The 15,024-nt window shown below is 75.0% G+C and carries 16 protein-coding genes; 11 read left to right on the forward strand and 5 right to left on the reverse strand.

Going from position 1 to position 15,024, the window contains the following annotated elements; all coding sequences use genetic code 11:
* Window positions 1–125 precede the first annotated feature (125 nt).
* From ribD to OG946_RS35345, 10 genes are all read left to right on the forward strand, one after another.
* Complete coding sequence (gene ribD / locus OG946_RS35300) at window positions 126–1,268, forward strand: bifunctional diaminohydroxyphosphoribosylaminopyrimidine deaminase/5-amino-6-(5-phosphoribosylamino)uracil reductase RibD (protein WP_326800467.1); 1,143 nt, start codon at window positions 126–128, stop codon at window positions 1,266–1,268.
* A 2-nt stretch (window positions 1,269–1,270) separates the two neighbouring features.
* The gene (locus tag OG946_RS35305) at window positions 1,271–1,888 is read left to right on the forward strand and encodes a riboflavin synthase (protein ID WP_326800003.1); all 618 of its coding nucleotides are present in this window, start codon (window positions 1,271–1,273) and stop codon (window positions 1,886–1,888) included.
* Complete coding sequence (locus OG946_RS35310; RefSeq protein WP_326800004.1) at window positions 1,885–2,550, forward strand: nicotinamide mononucleotide transporter family protein; 666 nt, start codon at window positions 1,885–1,887, stop codon at window positions 2,548–2,550. Before OG946_RS35305 ends, OG946_RS35310 begins: the two co-directional genes overlap by 4 nt.
* A complete protein-coding gene (gene ribB / locus OG946_RS35315; RefSeq protein WP_326800005.1) occupies window positions 2,547–3,920 on the forward strand; it encodes a 3,4-dihydroxy-2-butanone-4-phosphate synthase in 1,374 nt (457 codons plus the stop codon). Before OG946_RS35310 ends, ribB begins: the two co-directional genes overlap by 4 nt.
* Before the next feature lie 65 nt (window positions 3,921–3,985).
* Window positions 3,986–4,471 carry a 6,7-dimethyl-8-ribityllumazine synthase gene (ribH, locus tag OG946_RS35320; protein WP_326800006.1) on the forward strand — a complete coding sequence of 162 codons (486 nt, stop codon included), beginning with the start codon at window positions 3,986–3,988 and terminating at the stop codon, window positions 4,469–4,471.
* Between the two features lie 34 nt (window positions 4,472–4,505).
* Window positions 4,506–4,778 carry a phosphoribosyl-ATP diphosphatase gene (locus OG946_RS35325; protein ID WP_101420011.1) on the forward strand — a complete coding sequence of 91 codons (273 nt, stop codon included), beginning with the start codon at window positions 4,506–4,508 and terminating at the stop codon, window positions 4,776–4,778.
* Between the two features lie 51 nt (window positions 4,779–4,829).
* A complete protein-coding gene (gene hisG / locus OG946_RS35330) occupies window positions 4,830–5,678 on the forward strand; it encodes an ATP phosphoribosyltransferase (protein WP_326800007.1) in 849 nt (282 codons plus the stop codon).
* Window positions 5,675–6,109: a PH domain-containing protein gene (locus OG946_RS35335; protein WP_326800008.1), complete on the forward strand. Its 435-nt coding sequence runs from the start codon at window positions 5,675–5,677 to the stop codon at window positions 6,107–6,109. The genes hisG and OG946_RS35335 overlap by 4 nt, the downstream gene beginning before the upstream one ends.
* A gap of 169 nt (window positions 6,110–6,278) precedes the next feature.
* Window positions 6,279–7,649, forward strand: a complete 1,371-nt coding sequence (locus OG946_RS35340; protein WP_326800009.1) for a hemolysin family protein — start codon at window positions 6,279–6,281, stop codon at window positions 7,647–7,649.
* Window positions 7,646–8,761, forward strand: coding sequence for a hemolysin family protein (locus OG946_RS35345; RefSeq protein ID WP_326800010.1), 1,116 nt, complete (start codon window positions 7,646–7,648; stop codon window positions 8,759–8,761). The genes OG946_RS35340 and OG946_RS35345 overlap by 4 nt, the downstream gene beginning before the upstream one ends.
* Before the next feature lie 49 nt (window positions 8,762–8,810).
* Here OG946_RS35345 and OG946_RS35350 read toward each other — a convergent pair whose 3' ends face one another.
* Entirely contained in the window at window positions 8,811–10,676 is a 1,866-nt protein-coding gene (locus OG946_RS35350) for an AAA family ATPase (protein ID WP_326800011.1), read from the reverse strand.
* A gap of 425 nt (window positions 10,677–11,101) precedes the next feature.
* Window positions 11,102–11,710, reverse strand: coding sequence for a uridine kinase family protein (locus tag OG946_RS35355; RefSeq protein ID WP_326800012.1), 609 nt, complete (start codon window positions 11,708–11,710; stop codon window positions 11,102–11,104).
* 176 nt (window positions 11,711–11,886) lie between these two features.
* Between OG946_RS35355 and OG946_RS35360 the strand changes: the two genes are divergently transcribed.
* Window positions 11,887–13,260 (forward strand): peptidase C39 family protein, encoded by a 1,374-nt coding sequence (locus OG946_RS35360; RefSeq protein WP_326800013.1) that lies wholly within the window; start codon window positions 11,887–11,889, stop codon window positions 13,258–13,260.
* A 95-nt stretch (window positions 13,261–13,355) separates the two neighbouring features.
* Here OG946_RS35360 and OG946_RS35365 read toward each other — a convergent pair whose 3' ends face one another.
* From OG946_RS35365 to OG946_RS35375, 3 genes are all read right to left on the reverse strand, one after another.
* Window positions 13,356–13,691 carry a hypothetical protein gene (locus tag OG946_RS35365; RefSeq protein WP_326800014.1) on the reverse strand — a complete coding sequence of 112 codons (336 nt, stop codon included), beginning with the start codon at window positions 13,689–13,691 and terminating at the stop codon, window positions 13,356–13,358.
* Between the two features lie 115 nt (window positions 13,692–13,806).
* Window positions 13,807–14,124 carry a DMT family transporter gene (locus OG946_RS35370; protein WP_326800015.1) on the reverse strand — a complete coding sequence of 106 codons (318 nt, stop codon included), beginning with the start codon at window positions 14,122–14,124 and terminating at the stop codon, window positions 13,807–13,809.
* Between the two features lie 65 nt (window positions 14,125–14,189).
* Window positions 14,190–14,930, reverse strand: coding sequence for an SDR family oxidoreductase (locus OG946_RS35375; protein WP_326800016.1), 741 nt, complete (start codon window positions 14,928–14,930; stop codon window positions 14,190–14,192).
* Between the last annotated feature and the right edge of the window lie 94 nt (window positions 14,931–15,024).

Below are 15,024 nucleotides of genomic sequence, written 5' to 3' on the forward strand. Positions count from 1 at the left end.
GGTCCACCCGTTTCCCGGCCGGCGCTCCGGTGATCGCGTTCCGTGACTGTCGTGAAGACAGGCCCCGGAGTCCGTGCCCGACGAGGCAGGAGGACCCGGTGGCCACCCCAGCCGAAGCGCAGGCGATGCGCCGCGCCATCGCGCTCGCCTCCCGGTCGCTCGGCGACACCAGCCCCAACCCCGTCGTCGGCTGCGTGATCCTCGACGCCGCCGGGCACCCGGCGGGCGAGGGCCACCACGCCCGCGCCGGCGGCCCGCACGCCGAGGTCGCCGCGCTGGCCGACGCGGGGGAGCGGGCCCGCGGCGGCACCGCCGTCGTCACCCTCGAACCCTGCAGCCACACCGGCCGCACGGGTCCCTGCGTCCGCGCCCTCGCCGAAGCCGGCGTGGTCCGCGTCGTCTACGCCGTCGCCGACCCCACCCCCGCGGCCGGCGGCGGGGCCGCCGCGCTCGCCGCCGCCGGCATCGAGGTCGAGGGCGGCCTGCTCGCCGACGAGGCCGCGGCCGGGAACGAGCCGTGGCTGACCTCCGTGCTCCGCGGCCGCCCCTACGTGCTGTGGAAGTACGCCGCCACCCTCGACGGCCGCAGCGCCGCCGCCGACGGCACCAGCCGCTGGATCACCTCGCCGGCCGCCCGCGCCGACGTCCACCGGCTGCGCGCCGAGGCCGACGCCGTCGTCGTGGGCTCCGGCACCCTGCGCGCCGACGACCCGCAACTCGCCGTCCGCGGCCCCCGCGCCGAGGCCGGCGTCACCCAGCCGCTGCGGGTCGTCGCCGACACCGGGGGCACCGCGCTCACCCCCGGCGCCCGGATCCTCGACGGCGCCGCCCCCACCCTCGTCGCCGTGGCCGCCGACGCCGCCGACTCCGCCCTCGGCCACCTCACCGCCGTCCTCGACGCCGCCGCCGCCCGCGCCGGCCGCCGCGCCGACGTGGTGCGGCTGCCGCGCGCCGCCGGCGGCCGCGGCCTCGACGTCGCCGCGCTGCTCGCCGCGCTGTACGGGCGGGACGTGCGCTCCGTACTGCTGGAGGGCGGCCCGGCCCTGGCCGGGGCGTTCCTCGCCGCCGGCGTCGTCGACCGGGTCGTCTGCTACCTCGCCCCCGTCCTGCTGGGCGCCGGGCCCGCCGCGCTCGCCGACGCCGGAATCGGGACGATCGGCGAGGCGTTGCGCCTCGATGTGACCGCCGTCGATCACCTCGGCCCCGACCTGCGGCTGACCGCCGTGCCGGGTCCCGCGCCCGAGCCGCCCGCCACCAAGGAGAGCTGACGTTGTTCACCGGAATCGTTGAAGAGCTCGGCGAGGTCGTCGCCGTCGAGGAACTGCCCGACGCCGCCCGCTACCGGCTGCGCGGCCCCGTCGTCACCGAGGGCGCCCGGCACGGCGACTCCATCGCCGTCAACGGCGTGTGCCTGACCGTCGTCGACCACGAGGGCGCGGAGTTCACCGCCGACGTGATGGCCGAGACGCTGGACCGCTCCAGCCTCGGCGGCCTCGGCCCCGGCGACCGGGTCAACCTGGAGCGCCCCACCGCCGTCGGCGGGCGCCTCGGCGGGCACCTGGTGCAGGGCCACGTGGACGGCACCGGCGAGATCACGGGGCGCAAGACCTCCGACAACTGGGAGGTCGTCACCGTCTCGCTGCCGGCCGATCTCGCCCGCTACGTCGTGGAGAAGGGCTCCATCACCGTCGACGGCGTCAGCCTCACCGTCGTGGAGGCGGGCCCCGACTTCTTCACGATCAGCCTCATCCCCACGACGCTCGCGCTGACCACCCTCGGCTTCAAACAGCCGGGGGACAGGGTCAACCTGGAGGTCGACATCGTCGCCAAGTACGTCGAGCGGCTCGTCGCCCCGCACGCGGCCCGCGCGGGCGGAGCCGGGGAGTGAGCGCCCTCGACTCCCTCAACGGCGTGGCCTTCTCGGTCTTCGGCGAGGACATCAAGTGGGCCGACATGACCGGCAACGTGCTGGGCCTGGGGGCCTTCGCCCTCGGCTGGCGCCGCTCCGTGGCGGTCTGGCCGGCCCAGTTGCTCTCCGGCGCGGTGCTCGTCGTCGCGTACGCCTCCGCCGGCCTCACCGGCGGCGTCGGCAAGCAACTGCTCGTCGTCGGCGTCTCGGTGTGGGGCTGGGCGCAGTGGACGCGCGGCCGGCGCGAGAGCGGGGCGATACGGGTGCGCTTCGCCACCTGGACCGAGCGCGCCTGGCTCGTCGCCGCCACCGCGGCCGGCACCACCGCCGTCGCCCTGCTCTTCCTCGCCGTCCCGTCGCTGTCCTGGAACCCCTGGCCGGACGCCTACCTGTTCACCGGCTCCGTCGCCGCCATGGTCGCCATGGCCCGCGGCTGGGTCGAGTTCTGGTTCGCCTGGCTCGCCGTGGACGCGGTCGGCGTCCCCCTCGCGTACTCCAGCGACCTGAAGTTCTCCGCCCTCGTGTACGTCGTCTACGGCGTCGTCGTCCTCCTCGGCCTGCGTGCCTGGTGGACCGCGAGCCGCCGCACCGCCCCGCCCGCCGCCGGGCGGCCGGAGGCACTGGAAGGAGCCGCCGCATGACCGCTCTTACGACCTGGCAGCCCGCCGGGGACGTGGAGGATCTCCGCCTCGACCCGGTCGAGCGCGCGATAGAGGAGATCGCCGCCGGCCGGCCCGTGGTCGTCGTGGACGACGAGGACCGCGAGAACGAGGGCGACCTCGTCGTCGCCGCCGAGCTGATCACGCCCGCCACCGTGGCGTTCATGATGCGCGAGTGCAGCGGCATGATCTGCGTGCCGATGACGGGCGGGGAGCTGGACCGGCTCGGCATCCCGCAGATGGTCCAGCGGAACAACGAGTCCCTGCGCACCGCCTTCACCGTCACCGTGGACGCCTCCGCCGCCCACGGCGTCAGCACCGGCATCTCCGCCTCGGACCGGGCGGCCACGATCCGGCTGCTCGCCGACCCCGCCGCCGTCGCCGCGGACTTCGTCCGCCCCGGGCACATCTTCCCGCTGCGCGCCCGCGAGGGCGGCGTGCTCGCCCGCGACGGGCACACCGAGGCGAGCGTGGACCTGGCCCGGCTCGCCGGGCTGCGGCCGGCCGCCGCGATCGTGGAGATCGCCGGCGAGGACGGCGAGATGCTGCGGCTGCCGCAGCTCGTGCCGTTCGCCCGCAGGCACGGCTTCGCGATCATCTCCATCGCCGACCTCATCGAGTACCGCCGGACCACCGAGCCCGCCCCGGCCGACCCGGAGCCTCCCGCGGGACCGGCCGCCGCCGAGCCCCCCGCCGTGCCCGCGGACGCCCCCGCGGTACGCCGCGAGGCCGCGACCCGGCTGCCCACCGCGTACGGCGACTTCACCGCGTACGGCTACCGCTCGGCGGCCGACGGCGTCGAGCACATCGCCCTGGTCATGGGCGACGTCGGCGGGGACGACGACCTCGACGAGGGGGTGCTCGTACGCCTCCACTCCGAGTGCCTGACCGGCGACGTCTTCGGCTCCCAGCGCTGCGACTGCGGCCCACAGCTCCACGCCTCGCTGCGCCGCGTGGCCGCCGAGGGCCGCGGCGTCGTGATCTACCTGCGCGGCCACGAGGGCCGCGGCATCGGCCTGCTGTCCAAGCTGCGCGCGTACGAACTCCAGGAGCGCGGCCGCGACACCCTCGACGCCAACCTGGAGCTGGGCCTGCCCGCCGACGCCCGCGACTACGCCGCCGGCGCCCGGATGCTGGCCGACCTCGGCGTCACCTCCGTGCGGCTCATGACCAACAACCCGGAGAAGGTCGACGCCCTGCTCCGCCACGGCCTGGCCGTCACCGGCCGCGAGCCCACCCCCGTCGAGGCCGGCGAGCACAACCTGCGCTACCTGCGCACCAAGCGCGACCGCATGGGCCACCACCTGCCGTGGCTGGACGGCGCGCCCGTCGCGGTGTGCAGCAACCAGTGACCCCGTAGCGGCACCGCTACCCGAACACCCCGCACATCCGTAGAGCACAGCGAACGAGGAGAGCCGTGAGCGGCAAGGGCGCACCAGAACTGACCGTGAAGAACTGCGAGGACCTGCGGGTCGCCGTCGTCGCCGCGCTCTGGCACGAGCAGGTGATGGACGGGCTCGTCGACGGCGCCCTGCGCGCCCTCGGCGAGCTGGGCATCGCCGAGCCCACGCTGCTGCGCGTGCCCGGCAGCTTCGAGCTGCCGGTGGTCGCCAAGGCGATGGCCGGCCGCGGCTACGACGCCGTCGTCGCCCTCGGCGTCGTCATCCGCGGCGGCACCCCGCACTTCGACTACGTGTGCCAGGGCGTCACCCAGGGCCTGACCGGCGTCGGCGTGGAGACCGGCGTGCCCGTCGGCTTCGGCGTGCTCACCTGCGACACCGAGGAGCAGGCGCTCGCCCGCGCCGGGCTCGCGGACTCCGTGGAGGACAAGGGCCACGAGGCGGCCACCGCCGCCGTGGCCACCGCCACGGCGCTGCGGACCGTCGCGGAACCCTGGCGCTGAGTGCCCCCGCGGACCCCGTAGACTTGGGCCCACCATGGCCAGCAAGACATTCGAGGAGCTCTTCGCCGAGCTCCGCCAGAAGGCCGCCACCGGCGACCCCGCCACCTCCCGCACCGCCCAGCTCGTCGAGCAGGGCGTGCACGCCATCGGCAAGAAGGTCGTCGAGGAGGCGGCGGAGGTCTGGATGGCCGCCGAGCACGAGGGCGAGGAGCGCACCGCGGAGGAGATCTCCCAACTCCTCTACCACCTCCAGGTGATGATGGTCGCCCGGGGCATCTCCCTGGACGACGTCTACGCCCACCTCTGACGCCCGTACGCACCCGTCAGCCGACCCGGCAGAACAGGAAGAGTCACGACCATGCTGCGCATCGCCGTCCCCAACAAGGGTTCCCTCGCCGAGCCTGCGTCGGCGATGCTCCATGAGGCCGGCTACCGGCAGCGCACGGACCGCCACGAACTGGTGCTCACCGACGCCGACAACGACGTCGAGTTCTTCTTCCTGCGCCCCCGCGACATCGCCGTCTACGTCGGCTCCGGCCGCCTGGACATCGGCATCACCGGCCGCGACCTGCTGCTCGACTCCGGCGCCGGCGCCGAGGAGATCATGCAGCTCGGCTTCGGCGCCTCCACCTTCCGCTACGCCACCCGCCCCGGCACCGCCGCCGGCGTCGCCGACTTCGGCGGCAAGACGGTCGCCACGTCCTTCTCCGGGCTGGTCGCCAAGCACCTGGCGGACAACGGCGTGGACGCCGAGGTCGTCCACCTCGACGGCGCCGTGGAGACCGCGATCAAGCTCGGCGTCGCCGAGATCATCGCCGATGTCGTGGAGACCGGCACCACGCTGCGGCAGGCCGGTCTGGAGATCATCGGCGAGCCGATCCTCACCTCCGAGGCGATCGTCATCCGCGGCACCGGCTCGCCCCGGGAGGAGCCGAAGGTACGGCAGTTCCTGCGCCGGATGCAGGGCGTCCTCGTCGCCCGACGGTACGTGATGATGGACTACGACATCCGCGCCGAGCACCTGGAGAAGGCGGTGGCCCTCACCCCCGGGCTGGAGTCGCCCACCGTCTCGCCGCTGCACCACGAGGGATGGGTCGCCGTCCGCTCGATGGTGCCCACCGCCGATGCCCAGCGGATCATGGACGAGCTGTACGAGCTGGGGGCGCGGGCCATCCTCACCACCACGATCCACGCCTGCCGCCTGTGAGCGCCGCCGAGCTGCCGGTCACGTTCCGGCCCCACCGCACCCGGGTGGTGCTCGTCGGCGCCGGCCTGGTCATCTTCGCCACGCTCACCGCGATCGGCCTGACGCTGAGCCTGAACGTGGGGGAGCGGATCAGCTTCGTCGTCGTCGGGCTGCTCTTCCTCGGCGGCCTGCTGCTGCTCGGCCGCCCCAAAGTGGTCGCGGACGACGCCGGCGTCACCGTCACCAACCTCACCCACCGCCGGCACCTGGCCTGGGCCGAGATCCTCCGCGTCAACCTGGGGCCCGGCGACCCCTGGGTCTCCCTGGACCTCGCCGACGGCACGAGCCTGCCGGTGATGGGCATCCAGCCGGGCATCGCCAGGGAGCAGGCCGAGCAGGACGCGCGGGCGCTCGCCGGGATGGCCGCGGAGCGCGGCACGGCCGGCGCCTGACTCTGCCCCGCGCCCCCGAGTCGTGTTTACTCTGGTGCGCAGGGCCCCCGAGGGGCCCTCCCGGAGCCGCGCGCACCGGGTCACCCGGCGACCCGAGGAGTGAGCCCCCCAGGGCGATGGACGGATCCTCCTGCAGTACCGTCGCCGCCCCCCGCCCGGAGGCGGCGCGATGATCACCTCACTGGCCCTGCTGGGCCTCGCGTTCCTGCTGATCCTGGCCAACGGCTTCTTCGTGGCGGCCGAGTTCGGGCTGGTCGCGGTGGAGCGCCCGCAGGCGGAGCGGGCCGCCGCGGCGGGCGACCGGCGCGCCGCCCGCGTCGTGGCCGCGCTGCGGCAGTTGTCGTTCCAGCTCTCCGGCACCCAGCTCGGCATCACCCTCACCTCGCTGGTCGTCGGCATGCTCGCCGAGCCCGCGCTCGGCCGGCTGCTGCGCGGCCCGCTGACCGCCGCGGGGCTGCCCGCGGGCGCGGTGCCCGGCACCGCGCTGGCCGCCGGGGTGCTGCTCGCCTCGGCGGCGCAGATGGTCCTCGGCGAGCTGGTGCCGAAGAACTGGGCGGTGTCCAGGCCGCTGGCCGTCGCCCGCTTCGTCGCCGGGCCGCAGGCCGCGTTCTCGCGCTTCTTCCGCCCGCTCATCGCGCTGCTCAACGCCGCGGCCAACCGGCTGGTGCGGCTGCTGGGTGTGGAGCCGGCCGAGGAGCTGGCGTCGGCCCGTACGCCCACCGAGCTGGGGTCGCTGGCGCGCAGTTCCGCGCAGGCCGGGATGATCGAGCCGGACGCCGCCGACCTGTTCGTACGCACCCTCTCGCTCGGCGAGCTGACTGCGCAGCACGTGATGACCCCGCGGGTACGGGTCGTCGCGCTGCAGTCCTCTGCCACCGCCGCGGACGTCCTCAACCTCACCCGCGCCACCGGACTGTCCCGCTTCCCCGTCTACGCAGGACGGCTGGACGAGGTGACCGGCATGGTCCACCTCAAGGACGCCCTGGCCGTCCCCGCCGCCCGCCGGGCGCGCACCCCCGTCGCGCGGATCGCGGTGCCGCCGCTGCTGGTGCCGGGGACGCTGCCGGCGCAGCCGCTGCTGGAGAAGCTGCGCGGCGGGCAGCCGATAGCCGTGGTCGTCGACGAGTACGGCGGCACGGCGGGCGTCGTGACGCTGGAGGACATCGTCGAGGAACTGGTCGGCGAGGTCCGCGACGAGCACGACCGGGAGGTCGACGGCGTCCCCGACCTGCGGGCCGCCCCCGCCGTCGACGGCCGCCCGGCGTGGGATGCCGACGGCGGCTGCCGCCTCGACGCGCTGCGCCGGATCGGGCTGACGGCGCCGGAGGGCCCGTACGAGACGGTGGCGGGGCTCGTCGCCGCGCTGCTGGGCCGGATTCCGGCGGCCGGGGACACGGCGGCGCTGCCGGGCTGGCGGCTCGCCGTACGGCACGTCGACCACCACCGGGCGGCGCTGGTACGGCTGGTGCGTACCGCCGGCGACGCGACCCCGGTGCCCGCCGCGGCGGGCCGGGGCGGGGTGGAGGGGAGGGCCGCGTGAGCGCGCTCCAACTGGCCTTCGCCGCGCTGCTGGTGCTGGCCAACGGGTTCTTCGTCGGTGCCGAGTTCGCCCTCGTCTCCGTACGCCGCAGCCAGATCGAGCCGCATGCCGCCGCCGGCTCCGCCCGCGCCCGCCGGGTGCTCCACGGCCTCGAGCACCTGCCGCAGATGATGGCCGCCGCGCAGTTCGGCATCACGGTCTGCTCGCTGACCCTCGGCGCGCTCGCCGAACCCGCCATCGCCTCGCTGCTGGAGCCCGCCTTCCACGCCGCCCACGTGCCGCACGGCCTCATCCACCCGCTGGGCTACGCCGTCTCGCTGGCCGTCGTCGTCTGCCTCCACCTCGTGATCGGCGAGATGGTGCCCAAGAACCTCGCGCTGGCCGCGCCCGCCGCGGCGGCGCTGTGGCTCGCGCCCGCGCTGGTCGCGTTCGCCCGGCTGTGCCGCCCCGTCACGGCGCTGCTCGGCGCCCTGGCCCGGCACCTGCTGAGGCTGGTGCGGGTGGAGCCGCGCTCGGCGCTCACCAGCGTGTACACCACCGAGCAACTGACCGACCTGGTCGCCGACTCCCGCGACGCCGGGCTGCTCGGCGACGGCGAGCAGCGGCGGCTCAACGACGCGCTCGGCCTCGGCTCGCGGCCGGTGACCGACGTGCTGCTCGACCCCGACTCGATGGTCGCCGTCACCGCCTCCGCCACCCCGCGGCAGGTCGAGGAGCTGACGGTACGCACCGGCTACTCGCGCTTCCCGGTGCGCGACGCCGACGCCACCCGCGCGGCGGGACCCACGTATCTCGGCTATCTGCACGTGAAGGACGTCCTCGACCTGGACGAGCGTGAACGGGCCGTGCCCGCACACCTGTTCCGGCCGATGACCGTGCTGCGCCCGGAGCTGCCGCTGGACGACGCGCTGGCCGCGATGCGGCGCGGCGCCTCCCACCTGGCGGCGGTGGCCGACCCGGCGGCGCCGGGGCGGGTGCTGGGGCTGGTGACGCTGGAGGACGTGCTGGAGCTGCTGGTCGGCGAGGTACGGGATCCCGCCCACCGGCTGACGGTGCGGCAGCGCACGGCGGGCGGGACGGCCGCGGAGTCCGTGCCCACCTCGGTCGGCTGACCGGAGGCGGGCGGGCCTCGGCCGGCCGGAACCGGCTTGGTGCGGCCGGTCAGCCGGCGTCCGGCTCGGCCTTCGGCTCGCGGCCGGACAGTATCTCGCCGTACGCCTGCATCAGGTCCGGCAGCCGCAGCGTCGCCAGGTCCTCGCGGCCCGGCGGCCCCGGGTAGGCCGACAGCCGCAGGTCGCGGTAGGCGCAGCTCTTCTCGTACAGCGTGCGCAGGAAGCGGCCGTTGCCCAGCTCGTCGATCCAGCCCTGCTCGACGACGTGCCCGCAGATGCTGCGCAGCTCCTCGACCGACTCCTCGTCCCACTTGTCGCCGTTCTGCGCGGCCAGCACCTCGCCGATGGCGGTCAGCTCCAGCGGGCGGTAGCTGGGGAAGTCGACGCGCGTCGTGAAGCGGGACGTGAGGCCCGGGTTGCTGGAGAGCAGGCGGTCCATGCCCTTGGGGTAGCCGGCGAGGATGACGACGAGCCGGTCGCGGTTGTCCTCGGCGCGCTTGAGCAGCACCTGGAGGGCCTCGTCGCCGTACGCGTCGCCGCGGGAGTAGCCGACGCCGGCGAGGCTGTACGCCTCGTCGATGAAGAGCACGCCGCCGAGCGCCGAGTCGATGAGGTCGTTGGCCTTCACCGCGGTCTGGCCGAGGAACTCGCCGACGAGATCGGCCCGTCCGGCCTCCACCAGCCGGTCGCTCGCGAGCAGCCCGAGGGCGTAGAAGACCCGGCCCAGGATGCGCGCCACGGTGGTCTTGCCCGTACCGGAGGGGCCGGAGAAGACGAAGTGCCGCTTCGGCGGCTGCACCGGCAGGCCCTCGCCGGCCCGCAGCCGCGCCATGTTGAGCTGCGCCGACAGCGCCCGCACCTGCCGCTTGACGGGGTCGAGGCCCACCATCCGGTCGAGGTCGGCCAGCGCCTCGGCGAGCATCCCGGGGTCGGCGGCGGCCGGCTGGTGCGCGGAGCCCGCGTGCAGCGAGGCGCGCTCGCGCAGGATGCCCGAGCCGCCGGCGGGGGGCGGCGGGCGCAGCACCTCGTCGGCGGGCACCAGTTCCCGGCCGTCGGGCGCCGGGGGAGCGGGGTCGCCCGGCGCGGTCTCCTGCTCGGCGCCGCCGAGGGACACCGACGCAAGGCCCGGCACCGGGTCCAGGCCGTCGAAGTCGTCGAGCCCGTCGATGGCGGCGATCCGGGCCGCGGTGTCCATGAAGGAGGGGTCGATCCGGTGCACCGCGCGGTACAGCGGCAGCGCGGCGGCGCTGCGGCCGGAGCCCTCCTGCGCACGGGCCAGCCAGTAGCGCAGCTCCTTGCGCTGCGGCTGCTCGCTGCGGCAGCGCATCAGCGCCGCGGAGAGCATCGGCACGGCCTGCCCGTACATCTCCAGCCGTACCCGCGCCATGCCGGCGAACAGCCCCGCCTCGATGCCCAGCAGCGGGTCGTCCGTCAGCGGCACGGTCAGCCGGACGAGCTGTTCCCAGTCCTTGACCAGGTACGCGCGGCAGGCGTGCAGGAAGCGCACCTGCGGGTCGGCCTCGGCCGGCGGACAGGCGGCGAGCGCCTGCTCCAGCTCGGCGACGTGCCGGCCGTCCAGCCAGTGCGAGGCGTGCGCGAGCAGCAGGTCGCGGCCGGAGTCGAGCACGGGCTGCACCCACCAGCCCAGCCAGTACCAGGAGTTGAGGGGGCGGCGGTGCCGGGAACGCTGCTCGCCGAAGCGGTCGCGGTGCCGGTACATCTCCAGCAGCGCCGTGGCGGTGTCCGCCCGCAGCGCGTGCAGCCCCAGCCAGGCGTCGGCCATCTGCGGGTCCAGCCGCACGGCGGACCTGAACTCCTCCTCGGCCCGGGTGTACGCGCCCATGGTGTAGGCGTCGACGCCCCGCAGCCAGGCGAGCTCCGCGGGGGCCTCGGGCCCGCGCGCGCCGTTGTCCATCACGTAGCCACCAACCGTTCCCCCGTGGATCTCCTCGGGTCGCTGGTCGGCCGCCTCCTGCCAACTCCCTTGCAGAAGAGGGGAGTTGCAGCAAAGACGGCCTGCTCGCATGGTACCCGCGGCGGCGATGCGGGCCGACGGCACGTATCGGACGCGCGCGCGGGGGACCCGGCCGCCCGCCGCGGTGACCGTGGGTGAGGGGCGGCCGGTACGTAAGTCATCCCATTGTTCCCTCTTGAGGACAGAACGAAGCCCCCGATCACGGGGGAACAATCGGGGGCTTCGCGCGTGAGGCGGTGCCGGTGGGGCCCGCTCACTGAGAACGTAAGTCCTGTACTACCCCTGGGTCAAGCGGAGTTGGGGCCTGGAGGGGCCGATTCCGGCCGGGCCTCCGACCGGCTACGCAGGGTGTGCGCACCGCCTGGTCAGCGGGCGGTCGCAGGGCCCGGGACCAGCCGGTACGCGTCCCCCCGGCGCACCACCAGAAGACCGGCGTACGGGCGGGACGGGTCGGCCGAGAAGTGCGCCCGCTCCGCCCGCTCCCAGTCGTCCCAGAACCCCGCGAGCCCGGGGCCGTCGCGCTCCCGCCCGCGGGCCCACGCCTCCGCGGCCGGCACCTCCATCCACAGCAGCCGGGCGAGGGACGGGCGCAGCTCCCGGCGGCCCGCGCCGACGCCCTCGACGAGCACCACGGGCGCCGGCGGCAGGGTGCGGCGCGCGGTGAACGCGCGGGCGTCCCAGTCGTACGCGTCGTAGACCGCGGGGCGCCCCGCGGCCAGCGGGTCGAGAACCTGGCGGCGCAGCCGTCCGGTCCAGCCGAAGAACTCGCGGTGTGTCGCGAAGTCGTCCAGCCGGAGTACCGGCGCCCCGCCCAGCGCCGCGGCGAGCCGGCCGGCGAACGTCGTCTTGCCGGACCCGGCGTGCCCGTCGACGGCCACCAGCCGCACGGGTCCGCAGGACGGTTCGAGGTCCCGCAGCTCGCGGGCCAGGGCGGCCGGCGCGGGGCCGGACGCCGGGGGGTCGGGTGCGCTCATCGCCGCAAGGCTACGGCGACCGCCCGGCGGGCCCGTTCTCCGCCCCAGGTCACACCAGTGGTATGAACCAATGTTCACCCATCTCATAGCACGGATTGACTTCCTAACGGCAGAGCGAGGGTGAATAGTTGTGGCCTGCCCCCCAGCACGCGACGCAATCGTCTGGAGAGTCCGCCATGCCCCGAAGTGCGTCACGGCGCGCCGTGCTGGCTGCCGCCCTGGCAGCCGCAGCGGCCGGAGCCGCCCCGGCCGCGTCCGCCGCCGCGCTCAGCGCCCCCGCCGCTCCGGGCGGCACGGCCGGCCGGCCGCCGCTCGGCAGCTCCCTCGTCGACTACCACGGCTGGGCCTCCGCGCCGGCCTGGCGCCACGGCAGCGCCCGCGGCACGAAGGTCGTCTCCGACGGCCGCCCCGGCATCGTGATCGGCCGCCCCGCGGGCCGTACGGAGTACGCCGACCCGCATACCGGGACCACCGCCTCCTGGGAGTACGCCACCTGGACCTCCCCGGTCCACCGGCTCGCCCCGGCCGCCACCGAGGTCGTCGCCTCCTGGAACGCCGCCACCCCGGCCGGCACCTGGCTGATGGTCGAGCTGCGCGGCACGTACAACGACGGCGGCCGCACGCCCTGGTACGTGATGGGCCGCTGGGCCGCCGGCGACGGGGACATCCGCCGCACCACGGTCGACGACCAGTCGGACGGCAAGAGCAGCATCTGGACCGACACCTTCTCGGTCGACGACGCGGCGAGCGGACTGCGGCTCGTCGACTACCAGTTGCGGGTGACGCTCTACCGCAAGCCCGGCAGCGACGCGACGCCGCAGGTGTGGCGGGTCGGCGCGATGGGCTCCGACGTGCCGGACCGCTTCGAGGCGCCCGCGAGCACGCCGCGGCTGTCGCGCGAGCTGATCGTCCCGCGCTACTCGCAGAACATCCACGCCGGCCGCTACCCGGAGTACGACAACGGCGGCGAGGCCTGGTGCAGCCCCACCTCCGCGCAGATGATCATCGAGTACTGGGGCCGCAAGCCCACCGCCGGGGACCTGGAGTGGGTCAACCCCGACTACGACGACCCGCAGGTCTGCCACGCCGCCCGCTTCACGTACGACTACCAGTACGAGGGCTGCGGCAACTGGCCGTTCAACACCGCCTACGCGAGCACGTACCGCGACATGCACGGCGTCGTCACCCGGCTCGGCTCGCTCGCCGACGCCGAACTCCTCGTGGCCGCCGGCATCCCGCTGATAACGTCCCAGTCCTTCATCGAGGCGGAGCTGGACGGTGCGGGCTACGGCACGTCGGGCCACCTGATGACCGTCGTCGGCTTCACCAAGGACGGTGACGTCGTCGCCAACGACCCGGCCTCGCCGAACAACCCGGCGGTCCGGCACGTCTACAAGCGCCGCCAGTGGGAGAATATCTGGCTCCGCACGAAGCGCTACGACGCCGCAGGCAAGGTCCGCTCCGGCACCGGCGGCATCTGCTACGTGCTGTGGGGCAGCGAGATCACCGGTGCCCAGCAGGCGGCGCTGGCCGCCGTCGGCATCCGCTGAGGCCGCGGCGCCACGTCACCGAGGATCCGCCGCCGGACGGCGGGCGGGTCCTCGGCGTACTCGCCGGGGAGCACACGGGGAGATCAACGGCCGGTCTACCGCCGGAACCGGAACCCGAACCGGCGGCGAGGCATGCCCCGGCGCCGCCCGGGCGGCGCCGCGACCGGGCTCCGCGGCCCGCCGGCGAAGCCGCCCGGCCGGAACGGATCGCCGGGGGCGGCGACCGGCGCCCGGCGGTCTGCCGCAGCGCGGACCTCGTGATGGGAGTCGTGCGAGGTGATGCGTATCGCCTCCTCGCACGCGGCCAGTGCACTCTGAACCGCCGAACCGGCGAGCCCGCGGCGGCGCACGACACCCTTGAGCCAGGTGAAGAAGCCCATCACCGCAACGAGGCAGCCGAACACCACCAGATACGGCACGACGTCACCCATACAACCCCCCTTCCGTCCCCGGCCTCCGGACGACGCAGCCGTGCGACGCCCGCAACCACCGCCGTCGCGTCCATGCACGGGACAACTCCCGGTGCGCCCGCGGGGTTCCGCGCGGTCAGCCCTCGACGAACTTCAGCCCGATGACGCCCACGAGGATCAGCCCCAGGCACGCCAGCCGGGCCGGCGACGCGCTCTCGCCCAGCGCGAGGATGCCCACGGCGGCCACCCCCAGCGAGCCGAGCCCGACCCACACGGCGTACGCCGTGCCGACGGGCAGGCTGCGCAGCGCCATCGTCAGCACGACGACGCTCGCCATGGCCATCACCAGCCCGATCGTCGAGGGCCAGAGGCGGGTGAGGCCGTCGGACTGCTTCAGGGCGGTGGCCCACACGAGTTCGAGGCCGGCGGCGATCAGCAGGAATATCCAGGGCACGGTGTCTCCCGGGTCGGTCGTTCGGGTGGTACGGGGAGGGGCGCGCGGGGCCGCGGGCGGCCGCACTACGCGGCGAAGCCCCCGTCGACGGCGATCGCCGCGCCGGTGATCTGCGCGCCGCCGGGGCCCGCGAGGTGGGCCACGGTGGCGGCGACGTCCTCGGGGCTGCCGTAGCGGCCCAGCGCGCTGAGCGCGCGGGCGGCGTCGGCGTCGGGGGAGTCGGCGGGGTTCATCTCGGTGTCGGTGTCGCCGGGGTGGACGACGGTGACGGCGATGCCCTGCGACCCCAGGTCGCGGGCGAGCCCGCGGGTGAGGCCCGTCAGCGCGGACTTGCTGGCGGCGTAGAGGGTCCAGCCCGGTATCGGCACCCGCTCGGCGAAGCTGCTGCCGATGCTGATGATCCGGCCGCCGGGGCCGAGGTGGCGGGCGGCCGCCTGGGAGGCGAGGAAGACCGCGCGGACGTGGATGGCGAGCACCGCGTCCACGTCCTCCCGGCGCACCTCGGCCAGCGGCCCGTACGGCGCGATGCCCGCGTTGTTCACCAGCACGTCCAGCCGGCCGAGTTCGGCGGCGGCGCGGTCGACCGCGGCGACGACGGCGTCGGGGTCCGCGGCGTCGGCCGGGATGGCCAGCCCCCGGCGGCCGGTCTTCTCCACGGCCCGTACGACCTCCGCGGCCCGTTCGGGCGAGCGGTGGTACGTCAGCGCCACATCGGCGCCCTCCTCGGCCAGCCGCCGCACGATCGCGGCGCCGATGCCGCGGCTGCCGCCGGTGACCAGGGCCGTCCGGCCCGCGAGCTGCGTCATGTTCGTTCCCTTCGATATCCGGAGAGTTCTCCGGTTGGCACTCGAAGGGTAACCGGAGAGTTCTCCGGATGCCAGCAGGAACCGGAGAAGTCTC

It is taken from the genome of Streptomyces sp. NBC_01808 (genome assembly GCF_035917395.1).
Lineage (GTDB): Bacteria > Actinomycetota > Actinomycetes > Streptomycetales > Streptomycetaceae > Streptomyces.

Excerpts from the sequence above, each read along its gene's own strand:
- ribD (WP_326800467.1), top strand. The coding sequence starts at position 126 with ATGCGCCGCGCCATCGCGCTCGCCTCCCGGTCGCTCGGCGACACCAGC.
- ribB (WP_326800005.1), top strand. The coding sequence starts at position 2,547 with ATGACCGCTCTTACGACCTGGCAGCCCGCCGGGGACGTGGAGGATCTC.
- OG946_RS35325 (WP_101420011.1), top strand. The coding sequence starts at position 4,506 with ATGGCCAGCAAGACATTCGAGGAGCTCTTCGCCGAGCTCCGCCAGAAG.
- hisG (WP_326800007.1), top strand. The coding sequence starts at position 4,830 with ATGCTGCGCATCGCCGTCCCCAACAAGGGTTCCCTCGCCGAGCCTGCG.
- OG946_RS35340 (WP_326800009.1), top strand. The coding sequence starts at position 6,279 with ATGATCACCTCACTGGCCCTGCTGGGCCTCGCGTTCCTGCTGATCCTG.
- OG946_RS35350 (WP_326800011.1), bottom strand. The coding sequence starts at position 10,676 with ATGGACAACGGCGCGCGCGGGCCCGAGGCCCCCGCGGAGCTCGCCTGG.
- OG946_RS35355 (WP_326800012.1), bottom strand. The coding sequence starts at position 11,710 with ATGAGCGCACCCGACCCCCCGGCGTCCGGCCCCGCGCCGGCCGCCCTG.
- OG946_RS35360 (WP_326800013.1), top strand. The coding sequence starts at position 11,887 with ATGCCCCGAAGTGCGTCACGGCGCGCCGTGCTGGCTGCCGCCCTGGCA.
- OG946_RS35365 (WP_326800014.1), bottom strand. The coding sequence starts at position 13,691 with ATGGGTGACGTCGTGCCGTATCTGGTGGTGTTCGGCTGCCTCGTTGCG.
- OG946_RS35375 (WP_326800016.1), bottom strand. The coding sequence starts at position 14,930 with ATGACGCAGCTCGCGGGCCGGACGGCCCTGGTCACCGGCGGCAGCCGC.